Below are 12,458 nucleotides of genomic sequence, written 5' to 3'. Positions count from 1 at the left end.
AAAATACAATAGTTTTTTACCCCATCCATAAAGACCTGATTTAACCCGAGTTAACGGAATACGACCAAGTGACAAACCATGATTTATTGTAACCTGCTGAAAATCATAAGTATATGTAAGATAAATTCAAGGGCACTTCAGCAAATAACACACTATCAGTAACTTATACCTCCACTAGGAAAAGAAATTCCAGACTAAACCAAACCGAATTACAAAATCACGATAAGGATAATCTGGCGCAGCATAGTAATTATATCCAGAGAAAGCGGAATTAAAATGTTCAGCCTTTAAATAAATACGTGTTTGTTTGATTCGTGCATTTATGAAAAAATCAAGTAAAGGGTAACCTCCTAATTCTTCTTTGTTCTGAACATAAAACTCTCCCAAAATAGGATTGTAAGCATTCATATAATAACTAGTGAAATATTTGAATGTAACTCCTGTTTGCAAGTACATGGCCTTCTTAAAAACATCTGAAGAAAAGTATAATGTATTTCTTGTAACAATTTGAGGTAGATTCATTACTTGCTCATCTTGTGTCACATTTTGGTACATTACCGTATTGTTCAAAGCAAACATTCCGACCTTGAATTCCTTTTCATACTTGACTTTCAAATAGGAGATACCATTATTCTCTTGTAAGGGCTTAATGTATGCATTCTCTAAACCATCTTCAATTACATTCTCAGACACAGGAGCGAAATAAGTATAGTTATCTATATTACTGTATTTAAGCATCAGGTTACCCCAGGTACTAGAATTAAACTCAGCTTTAAGGCTACTTATTCTTTCCTTTTCAAACGCCTTACTATTATCCCAATTATAATTTAAATATTCACTTTGATATAATAGATAATTAAAATTGGGCAACCTAGAAGAAGAATGCAGCGTAAATTTTAAATTGTTGTCCTTATTAATGTCATATGAAGCCGATGCATTCAAAAGGTTCCCTGTCAAATTTCCAGAAATATTATATTTCAAATTAGCATTGAAATCAAAGCCTCCTATCCTTTTTTCATACTTACCCCCTATTCCGAACTCAGTACCTTTTAATCTATTTGGAATAACAGTACCATCTTCATTGATAAATAAACTATTGAAAAAGTAATCATAATTGTAGACATTGACACCTCCTGTAAGTTTACCTAGCGTTCTATTATAAAACTCGGCGTTTACTTCGTTGTAGAAAGTTTTTAAATATGCCTTATCATTAATGTCAGTAAGAATAACATCCCCAAAAAGGGTATCATTTTTCGATTGAATTAACTGATAATACTTGGTTTCATAATCAAATACATGACCAATAGACAGCGATGTCTTTTCAAACCGTGTTGAATCTAATTGTGTTCTTACTAATTTATATACATGGTCTAAATAATAACGTTTACCTAAAATCTTATTGTCCGTATCATCTAAGAGAACATCTACCCTAGGTCTATTCATAAAATCTGTATCACCAGATTCGAATTGGGCTTCTTTTTCTGCCAAACCACCATTTTCTTGAGATAAAATATTCTGTGCAGCAATATGCGCCCTTAAAGAATATCTTCCATTTTTTGACAAGTAATTTGTCGTAGTAATAAAATTACCGGACTGTATTTGGCTATTATTATACTTACCCAAGGAACGATGACCAATATATCCTATAGAAAAATTAAGCCTTCTAGAAGTATTGAATGTTAAATTCGCATCTAACAATTGACCTTGTTCCAATGTGGTTTTAAAGAATAGCTCGGTCATTGGAGTGGCGACATTGTAATAACTTATCTGTTCTTTTTCCAGATATTTTCTATCCTTTGCTGTCGCCCCCAAACTTGGGTATATATTTATTCTCTCTAAATCAACACCAAGAGTATTATAAGCTTGGCCAATATTAGAAAAAGACATCAGTTCAAAATCATCTTCACGTAAGTAATTATACTTGTATTCTTTTTGAATGGTAAGGGTAGTATCTAAAAAGGTAGTGTCTCTCTCAAAAGTGATTATTTTATAATCTTTTATAGTTATGCCTACGGTATCTGCCTTTAACTTCTCTATTGGCTTAAGTGGTATTGCTTTTTTTGAAAGTGGAAGTGAATCGGTCTTTTTATCTCCTCTTTCTACTTTTTCTTGACCAATAATAATCGAAGATGTGAAAAACACTAAAACTAGAACTATATATTTCATGCAGCTTTGTTACCCTTGCAAAGTTAATTTTTTTGTTGCTAAGTAAATGTGAAAGTTTAAATCATATTAATCCCTAATAAATAAGCTGTATACTTAAAAATCAATTTCTCCCTTATAAACACAAACAAAAGAAAATCGATTTTAATCAATCTTATGAATATCATTCAATGAAAAGACCGTGAATATGATCAACTACTGGCAATTGGTTTGTCTTTAAGAATAAATAATATAAAATTGAAAAGCACATTATTAATTTGAAATGCATTTTCTAAAACCATTTACTTTGAACTGAGTTAAAATTTTAACTTTATACCTTTGTCCAAACTAAGAATAAAATAGAAATTAAGCTCTTATCAAAAACTTAATTCCCTCTTTTTTTATTGCTTATTTTAAAACACTGCAAAATCCCAATAATAATATTTGCAATTTGAAATAGGCTGGCAACATTTTTTAAGCTTACAATCCAAAGAAAACAATGCTCCATAAATTCTATAAAAATTATAAAGAAACAGGAACTGATGAGGCTGGTAGAGGGTGTTTAGCGGGCCCAGTTACAGCTGCTGCAATCATTCTCCCAAAATCGTTCGAAAACCTAATTTTAACAGATTCCAAGCTTTTATCTGAAAAAAAAAGAGATCTATTAGAACCACTTTTAAAGAAAGAAAGTATCTGCTATGGCATTGCTCATATTCAACCGGAAATAATTGATGATATCAACATATTAAATGCTTCAATCTTAGCCATGCACAATGCCATAGATTCATTGTCAAAAACACCCTCTTATATTATTGTTGATGGCAATAGATTTAAACCTTATAAGGATATACCATATATGTGTATTATTAAGGGTGACTCTAAATATACTAGCATAGCAGCGGCATCTGTTTTAGCCAAAACTGCTAGAGATGCTTATATGCTTAATTTACATAACGAATACCCGATGTACAATTGGAAAAAGAACAAAGGATATCCTACAAAAGAGCATCGGGCGGCGATTAAAAAATATGGTACTACAAAATATCATAGAATGAGCTTTAAGCTTTTGGCCAACGACAACCAATCTTAGTATTACAAATAGTATAACTTTACACAAACTCTAACCCATGAGGCATACAGTATTATATGCATTGATTATCGTATCATGCATAACCTGCACTACTAAAGTAACTACAGAAAATTCTATTTTAGATGTATTTCCGAATAATGCCACCTTAGTTTTTAAGATAAACGATTTTGAATCTTTAAAAGACGAACTAACAACCAACGAGGTCTTACAAAATCTTAAATCATTAGAACCTTTTAAAAAAATAGCGAACGAAATACAGCCTTTAGAATTCTTAGCTGACCAAAGTAAAGGGGTAATCGCCATTTCACCTGTAGATAGTGTCAACATAGCATACACCTATATATCTAATGATAGTCTATCATTTAAGAACTGGGAAGGCCTTACCAATAAAAGTGTTGAAACGCATTCTTATCATAATTTGAATATTACAAAGTATCAAATTGATGAATCTCTTTTATATAGTTCGTTTGTTGAAAATTATTGGGTAACATGCTCATCTGAAAAATTATTGCAACAGCTTATAGACGCAATCGATTCTCCAAAAATTAATTCTTCTTTGAAAAAGTTTTACACTGTATCCAATAAAGAAAAGGTGCTGAATATTTGGTTTGATATTGAGCAAGGTGAGCGCTTAATAAACCTTATTCTTACTCCCGACCAAAGCATTTCTAATTTTGCAAGTTCGATATCACTTGATGTTACCCTAAATGATACAGAAATCTTATTAAATGGTGTTACAGAAACAAACATTGAAACAAATCATTTTCTAAATCTTTTCAATACTACAAATCCTATTCAAAACAAAACAGCAACATTAATACCTAGTGAGGCTCATTACTATAAATCTTTTGGTTTTGATGATTTTAAAAAGTTTTCAAAGAATAAAATTACTACCAATTACACTACTACAATTTTAGATTCACTTTTAAACACTGTTGAAGAAATTGGCTTAACTGAAGTTGGTGGTGAGAAAATATTACTTCTACGAACATATGGCACAGCTACGCTATTAGATTATATTAATGATGAGAAAATTTCTACAGAAGAATATAGCGAAAATGAAATTTGGGAACTTAAATCAAATAATGAGCTATTTAAACCACTTGAACCTATTATTGGTGCCACTTCATTTACATATTCAAGTATTATTGAAAATACCTTTCTCTTTTCTAAAACCAAAAGTACGCTCGAATCATTACTAACGAAATATAAGTCTGGCGATACCTTTAATAAAACGAGTCTTTATAAAACTGCTGAAAACAAACTTACCTCAGCTTCAAGCATCTTAACTATATCTAATTTAAAAGGCACTATAGAAATTCTTGAGGAAACAGTCTCTAAATCTTTGAGCAATTCATTTGATAAAAGCAACCTCAATGACTATGTTTTTGGCTCTCAATTTATTGCTGATGACGGATTCTACCATTCGAATTTTTTGATTAAAAAAATCACAGAAGAAGATGAACAGAATACGGTAACACCTGTCTTCAATGTTCAATTTAATACAGACCTTGCCATATTACCTCAATTTGTTACTAACCACAATAACCGCAAAAAAGAAATCATTGTTCAAGATCAAGAAAACAATCTTTATCTAATATCGAATAGCGGAAAGATTTTGTGGAAAAAGCAGCTGTCCGGCACAATTCAAGGTAAGATACAGCAAGTAGATCTTTATAAAAATGGAAAACTACAATTTGCTTTCACCACTAATAATGAGTTTTTAATTTTAGATAGAAATGGCAATGAAGTAAAACCATTCGCCATGAAATTCTCTGGAGGAAACTTAAACCCGCTGGCAGTTTTTGACTATGAGAATAAACAAAATTACCGCTTTGTAGTAACACAAAATGAAAAGGTCTTCATGTACAATAGTAAAGGTAATATTGTAAAAGGCTTCAAATATGATAGTGCAGAGGCAAATATATTAGACGCACCGAAACATTTTAGAATTGGTCAAAAAGATTACCTTGTTTTTAAATTGGAAAATGGTCAATTAAAAATTACCGATAGGGTAGGTAATACCAGAGTAACCGTAAAGGATAAATTTTCGTTCTCTGATAATGACATAAAATTATATCAAAACAAATTCACATTTACTTCTCTAGATGGTAATTTATTTCAAATTGACACAAAAGAGGGAATTTCTTCCAACAACCTAAATTTAGCCAAAGACCACGGAATAGATGCTACAACCAGAACCTTGGCAATAATGAACGATAATATTTTACAAATACGTGACAAGAAAATTCAATTAGAGTTAGGGGTATATTCAAAACCCACTATTTTTTACCTTAATGATAAGATATACGTTTCTGTTACCGATATTCAAAATCAGAAAATTTATCTTTTTGATAGTCAGGCTGTATCCATACCAAATTTCCCGATTTACGGAAATTCAGTAATCGACATGGCCGATATTAACAATAATAAAAAAGCAGAGTTAGTTTTCAAGGACCAAGAAAACACCATACAAGTTTTAAAGATACGATAATACATTATTTTGAAGATTTCATGGTCAGTTCACTACCAATTGTACATTAATTACACATAAGCAATTTAGTTTTTATATTTTTAAGTAGTTATTAATTAGAACCTTAACTACCATTGAAAATGAAAACTAAGTCACTTCTCGTACTATTTTTTATAATTGGCATTATCTCACTTACCGCACAAGACAATTGTAGCAAATTCTATCCTATGACAGAAGGTGTTTCAATGGAATACACAAATTATAACAAGAAGGGTAAAGTTGAAGGCATAAGCTCATACCAGATTACCGAAACAAATACAGAAGGCAATACTACCAACGCGACAATGGCCATCATTCTTAAAGACGAAAAAGGGAAAGAAATTTATAACACCGACTATAAATTATCTTGTACCGGAAACATGGTTACTTTGGACTACGAATCTCTATTGTCGAGTGATATGATGAAACAATATGGTGAAATGGATATCGAAATTAGTGGTAATGATATTGAAATACCTAATGATTTAAGCGTAGGGCAAAATCTAAATGATGCGAATGTGACTATGAAAATTGGCATGGGCGGCATTAATATGAATATCGCAGTAGATATGTTAAACAGAAAAGTTGAGAAAAAAGAAAGTGTTACTACTCCTGCAGGGACTTATGATTGCTATATTGTATACAGTGAAAATCAATCTAAGATGATGATGGCTAATCAAGTTTACCCTTCAAGAGTGTGGCTAGCAGAAGGTGTAGGTATGGTAAAACAAGAAACTTATAAGAAAAATGGAGATTTAATGAGCAGTACCATACTCACTGCTTTTAGTAATTAATAATCAATCCGATTTTAATATGAACCGAAGTTTAAACTTCGGTTTTTTTTCTATTAATAGATGGTATGTCATATCAAAACTATATAGAATTTATTTTAAGCATACCGAACTTTTTTAGGAGTAAAAATAGTATCATTTTCTTGGTCTTACTTTTGAACTTAGCGTCGTATGGACATGAGATGACGCTAACCGAATGCCATCAGCACACCATCGAAAAATCGAATACCTTTTACCAAAAACAGCAATATGACAGTGCTCATTATTATGCGACTTTCAATTATAAATCTTTTGACAATACTGCCAATGAAACCCTTGTCTTTAGTGCACTATTACAGCTCATCAAAACCTCCCATAACATTCCCTTTGAAGAACGAAAGGCATATTATAGCTTGGTAGAGCAAAAGGCAGTTGAAAATAATCAAAAAAATCAGCTCATCGATCTTTACAAAACCATGGGAGACCTCTATTTTGACAAGCAAAATTTTGTCGATGCTATCCCCTATTATTTGAAAGTGGATTCTATATCTAAAAGTTATGGAATTAAAAACAAAACTGTTATTGGCGCGTTGCTAAATCGAGCCGAAATATCAAAATTATCGTTTACCTACGAAACCACCAATATGGCTCATAGCCTGCTCTATGAGGCCTTGGACATTGCTAAGGAGATTAATGACGTTGAAAGTGAACATCTGACCTATATTCAACTGGCAGACATCAATCAAATGATAAGGGAGTTTAAAGAAGCCAAAAAATATATCGATTTGGCTCTACCCTATTTTAAAAAGCAGGGCAACGATATTAAAGTAGTTCGAACCCTGTTGATGAAGTCGGCATATTATATGGGTGTTGATAGCCTAAATAAAGCAGAAGAGACCCATTTGGAAAGTATTGCCCACCTCTTCGCCAAAGACCTTACCCTTGATCAGGCCAAGGCAGTTTATTACTATGGGAATTTCTTAAGAAGGAAAAAAAGTGAATATGCGAAGGCCATCACACAATTGGAAATTGCAAAAGATCTGTTCCAAAAAGCGAACAAGGACAGTATTGAACTGTACCATCGTACCCTACGAGATTTGGCTTTTTGCAACCATCAATTGGGCTATTATAAAGAAGCTAGTGAATATTATGAGGCAGCCTATGACCTTAAAATAGATTTACTCGAAAAATTCAATAGAAGCTCATCCAAAACCCTAGAGGCCAAATACCAGAACGAAAAAAAAGAACAGGAAATTACTCTGTTATCCTCACAAAAAGAGCTGGCCGAGCAACAGAAAAAAAGTCAACAAAATATTCTAATGGGAGTACTGGGAATGACCTCCTTGGTCGGCTTGTTCCTTTTTATACTCTTCAGAAACCGCTCCAAAACAAATGCCAAACTGAGGGAGTTGGACGCCTTAAAGACCAATTTCTTTGCAAACATTTCACACGAGTTCAGAACCCCGCTTACCTTAATATCTTCCCCTATCGAAACGACGCTGGAGGAAACGGACCTACTTCCTGAAAAAAGAAAGCATTTTGAAATGGCATCAAGGAATACCAAAAGACTATTGTCCCTTGTGAATCAATTGCTCGACCTTTCCAAAATAGACAGTGGGGCCTTAAAACTTCAACTGGAAAAAGGGAACCCCGTACAGTTAATTGCGGCATGGGGCGAATCTTTTTCATACTTGGCAAAACAAAAGAGCATTGTATTCAGCATTACAGCCTCCGATAAGGATAAAGAAGGTTGGTTCGACAGGGACGCCCTCGAAAAAATTATGGTCAATCTTTTGGGCAATGCCATAAAATACACCCCAGAAAATGGTGAAATTGAGGTAAACGTTTCATGCCCCCAAAACCGAATCGAATTGAAGGTTCGCAATACCGGAAAAGGACTCACCCAACAGGAAATAAAGACCATTTTTGATCGCTTTTACCAAACCGATGGCTTTAACGATGGATTTGGCATAGGCCTTTCCTTGGTCAAAGAACTTACCGGGCTGCACAAGGGCACTATCAAAGTATCGCAAGAAAAAGACCAGTGGACCACCTTTTTGGTGCAATTATGTACAGATAAAAAACAGTTTAAAAATGCAGTCATTATAGCTGCCGGGACCGAACGGGAACCAAAGCAGTTTAAAACGGACAATACACAAGCCCCTCTATCCATTCAGGAAATATCGGAAGATGGTTTGCCCATTTTATTGGTGGTGGAAGACAACCCCGATGTACGGTTACTCTTGTACGATACGTTCAAAGCCGCCTTCAAGGTCATAACGGCCAACCATGGCGAAGTAGGGATTAAAAAAGCCTTGAAATATGTTCCCGATATCATTGTTTCCGATGTGATGATGCCCGTTAAAGATGGCATTGAACTAACCAAAACATTGAAAAAAGATGAACGCACCAGCCATATCCCCATTATACTGCTAACGGCCAAAGCGGGAGATGAAAATAAGTTGGTGGGGATAGAAACGGGCGCAGACGATTATATCACCAAGCCTTTTAATCAAAAAATCCTAAAGTCGAAGGTGAATAATCTCATCGCCCTTAGGATAAAACTGCAAGCCAGATATAGCCAGGAAGTCGTATTGAGGCCCAAGGATATTGCCATTACTTCGGTCGACGAACGCTTTCTTGAAAAAGTACAAGCGGTATTGGATGTAAACTTAACGGAATCTACTTTTACTGTTGCGGCTTTTAGCCAGGCAGTGCATATGAGCCGTATGCAGCTCCATAGAAAATTAAAGGCCCTTACCGGTTTATCCACTTCAGAATTTGTTCGTTCGCAGCGCCTCAAACTGTCTACGCAAATTTTAGGGCAATCCGATATCAATATCTCAGAGGTTGGCTATAGTGTTGGTTTCAATGACCCTGCCTATTTCACCAAATGTTTTAGGGAAACGTATGGCTGCACCCCATCCGAGTACGGTAATCGGACAAAATTAAAGGCAAAAACCCCCTAAATAAAGGGCCTTTCGGCCATGTTACATAATTTATAGCTTCTGTTACATCGTTCATAATCCTTTTAGGAACAAGGGGCTAACTTCATTCCTATAGAAAGTGGCTCCCCCCAACTGTAATGTAAAAGTGATGAAGCAAAAGCAAGATGGCCTGGAAGGCACACTTGATCATGCCCCCGAAAATCAGATTTACCTGAACATCAACTATTTGAAGGATGGGCAATATCGACTGAACATTATACATAAAAACAAGGTTATTAAGCAGACTACTTTTAAAAAGAAACAATAAGATCAACCTTTTTCTAAGAGACACCATATATGGCCAACGAAAATAAATCCGCTAAAAAACAAGAAAAATGAAAACACTAAAAACATTCCTTTTAATAGTCTGTTTGGGCACTCTTGCCACAGCCCGGGCACAGACGGACCCCAAACCCAAAACCCCGGTCACCAATAATTTCTTAGATCTACAGGCCGGCACCCTCGGCAACATCTTTGGCGATTCGCTTACGGGGGGCAAAGGCAAAGTAGATAATTACCTTGATTTGGTAAATAAGAGCGATATGCCCGAGGCCGATAAGCAAAATTTACGCGAGGCCTATATAAGATATTCCAAAACCTTAGATGCCCAGGGTAAGGATTCCTTGCAATCGGCAATGGCGAAAGAGCTGTTGTTCAAATCAAAAAAGGACACCATTAAATAAGGCTAACTAGAAACTTCCAAAAAACCCATACCCATGCAAAAATTACCCTTGATAACGATACTATTGACCCTCATCCTTTCCTGTGGAGAATCAGATAAAAAAGCACAGGACACAGCGAAAGGCACATCCGAAATCACCACCCAAAGCGAAGAAAAAACAACAGCAAAAAGCGCTGACAATACCACCTTGTTGTGCAAGATCAACGGCGAAGATTGGGGGTATACCTCGGCCGACGGCCTGGTGTCGCGCAATAGCTCTACCAACCTTCGTACGGCCACGATCACCTTTGTCAGAAAACTGGCCGAAGGCAGTGAATCGGTACAGCTCGAATACGATGTGGACGGCAATACCCTTACCCGCGTTTTGGCAGAACTAAAGCGCCCGGATAAGGACGGTAATTTGTTTACCAACTTCTACAACCAATCGGCAAACCAATTAGATCGAAATCCCGAAGCTAGCATGTCCGGGACCGTTTCCTTGAACGAAGGTGAGCGGATCGCTGCTGGTACAGCCGTTTTCAAGGTACAGAACGACTTTGAAAAGGACAAACTTGGCAATGCATCGGACCTGCTCATCACTATTTCCGATCTAAAGTTTTCTGGGGTGCCCTATTCCGATACGGATGATTTAAAGAATATGTTCAAAAAATAGACCCTAAAAGACGAAATCATGAAAATTGTTAAACTAATACTACTGCTGACCATCCTTTTTAATACAGGGTATCATTGTTACGCGCAACCCGGAGAAGAATCTGATAAAAAATACAATATACATGAAATTAAACTTTATGAAAGGGAGGACGGCAGCAAAGCGGGCGCCATTGCATGGAATACCGCTGCGCCCGACAGCGTGCAAAAATTTGTAATTCGTAATTTAAGTATTATGGAACCGGTACAGGTGCTTTTGCAGGCGCTGTCCCCAAACGATGAGGTGACCCTTCAATTTGTAAAGGAAAAATGGAGCGAACCAGAATCGAGCATATCCGCCAAAGGAAAAACCATTGGTAAGAAAATATTTAGAACCTATAAAACTGCCGCCATGGCCATTCAAGGCAAGAAAGCTGGAGTACCATATATAATAGTAATTCAAGTTGGCAAAAAATTTCCCATGAACAGCACACCACTTTTTAAAATTACCGATGATAAAAACGAGTATGAAAATTTACTTAAAGGCAAAGGTTTAATCGCTAAAAGTAATAAAAATATAGATTCAAATTCAGGATTAAAGGATGGCAATGGCGAAGGGAATACTTCGGACAGTTCTTATCTGTTATATATCATTATTGGCCTTTTGGCATTAATGGTAATATTCTTGGGCTATTTTGTATTTGTACGAAGGGGAAGCAAAAAAATACTGTTTTTTATACTTTTGTTTGGACTTAGTTTTAGTTCATCGGCACAATCCGATTCGCCCATTACCCTATCGCAAAGTGATATCAACAAACTGCTTGGCCTGGATGATGTTTTTTCAGGAAAAAACAATGAGGACCGTGGTATTGTTGGTGGTCCCGTAAACTCCGGTATTCCGATTAAGATAGCAGAAATGGACGGAAATTATACAGAAGAGGAATTTAAAGAAATGGTTATGCAAATGCGCGATGAATTTATTGAATTCAAAGAAGAATTTGCGGAGGGTATGCCTGGAGAGGGTAGTGATGGTGGACCCCAAAGAATACCTCCTGGAATTAGCCAGGAAGAATTGAATAGAATTCGGTCTAGAATTCAGACTTTGGAATCCCAAGTAGCTTTTCTATCTGAAAGAGATAGAGGGTATGCGCCCCCAGAAGACAGCGAAGAACAGATTCCTATATTTTGTGAAAATATTGAAGAGTGTATGGAATGTATAACGAAGAGAACGGATGATGTTCTTGTTTTGTACGAGAAGTTTTATGATCTAAACAGTATCTTGACTTATAACGATTGGTTGATTGAAACAGCCATCAACGAAGGTAATAATCTTGCAAACATGGCACCGAGTCTTGGATTGGGATGGCAAAGCCAGCATTTAAGACTTTTGAAGACCAGAAAAGATATATGGATTGCTTATCACGATAAATATGGCGAACTATTGGAGCGTGTAGAACGGATAGAACAGAATCGGGAAACCTGTCTTAAAATGTTTGAAACGGATGGATTTGCAGTTAATTGGAGAGAAATGACCAAAGACATAATCCGTGATCAAACTCCAGAATTAGTGACACCGTTGTTTTAGGTTTTAAAACTTTTTCTGAAAGTAAAAAGACATTAATTCCTTAAAAATAATTCTTGCCAGTTG

9 protein-coding genes are annotated in these 12,458 nt (G+C 35.5%); 8 read left to right on the top strand and 1 reads right to left on the bottom strand.

The window, feature by feature from the left end:
* Window positions 1-174: 174 nt before the first annotated feature.
* Entirely contained in the window at window positions 175-2,166 is a 1,992-nt protein-coding gene (locus AACZ49_RS02965; protein WP_339651424.1) for a putative porin, read from the bottom strand.
* A gap of 475 nt (window positions 2,167-2,641) precedes the next feature.
* Here AACZ49_RS02965 and AACZ49_RS02960 point away from each other — a divergent pair, with 475 nt between their 5' ends.
* The 8 genes from AACZ49_RS02960 to AACZ49_RS02925 all read left to right on the top strand — a co-directional run bounded on the left by AACZ49_RS02960 (window position 2,642) and on the right by AACZ49_RS02925 (window position 12,395).
* Window positions 2,642-3,232 carry a ribonuclease HII gene (locus tag AACZ49_RS02960; RefSeq protein ID WP_339651422.1) on the top strand — a complete coding sequence of 197 codons (591 nt, stop codon included), beginning with the start codon at window positions 2,642-2,644 and terminating at the stop codon, window positions 3,230-3,232.
* A gap of 37 nt (window positions 3,233-3,269) precedes the next feature.
* Window positions 3,270-5,726, top strand: coding sequence for a ribonuclease HII (locus tag AACZ49_RS02955; RefSeq protein ID WP_339651420.1), 2,457 nt, complete (start codon window positions 3,270-3,272; stop codon window positions 5,724-5,726).
* 119 nt (window positions 5,727-5,845) lie between these two features.
* Window positions 5,846-6,538, top strand: a complete 693-nt coding sequence (locus AACZ49_RS02950; protein ID WP_339651417.1) for a hypothetical protein — start codon at window positions 5,846-5,848, stop codon at window positions 6,536-6,538.
* 65 nt (window positions 6,539-6,603) lie between these two features.
* Complete coding sequence (locus AACZ49_RS02945) at window positions 6,604-9,483, top strand: ATP-binding protein (protein ID WP_339651415.1); 2,880 nt, start codon at window positions 6,604-6,606, stop codon at window positions 9,481-9,483.
* A 127-nt stretch (window positions 9,484-9,610) separates the two neighbouring features.
* Window positions 9,611-9,769, top strand: coding sequence for a hypothetical protein (locus AACZ49_RS02940; protein ID WP_339651413.1), 159 nt, complete (start codon window positions 9,611-9,613; stop codon window positions 9,767-9,769).
* A gap of 67 nt (window positions 9,770-9,836) precedes the next feature.
* Window positions 9,837-10,184, top strand: a complete 348-nt coding sequence (locus tag AACZ49_RS02935) for a hypothetical protein (RefSeq protein WP_339651410.1) — start codon at window positions 9,837-9,839, stop codon at window positions 10,182-10,184.
* A gap of 33 nt (window positions 10,185-10,217) precedes the next feature.
* Window positions 10,218-10,835, top strand: a complete 618-nt coding sequence (locus tag AACZ49_RS02930) for a hypothetical protein (RefSeq protein WP_339651408.1) — start codon at window positions 10,218-10,220, stop codon at window positions 10,833-10,835.
* Between the two features lie 18 nt (window positions 10,836-10,853).
* Entirely contained in the window at window positions 10,854-12,395 is a 1,542-nt protein-coding gene (locus tag AACZ49_RS02925; RefSeq protein ID WP_339651406.1) for a hypothetical protein, read from the top strand.
* Window positions 12,396-12,458: the final 63 nt, after the last annotated feature.

The sequence above is a fragment of the uncultured Maribacter sp. genome, assembly GCF_963975365.1.
Taxonomy (GTDB): domain Bacteria; phylum Bacteroidota; class Bacteroidia; order Flavobacteriales; family Flavobacteriaceae; genus Maribacter.
Note: the sequence above shows the minus strand (reverse complement) of the source record. Positions and strands in the feature narration are given on the sequence as shown.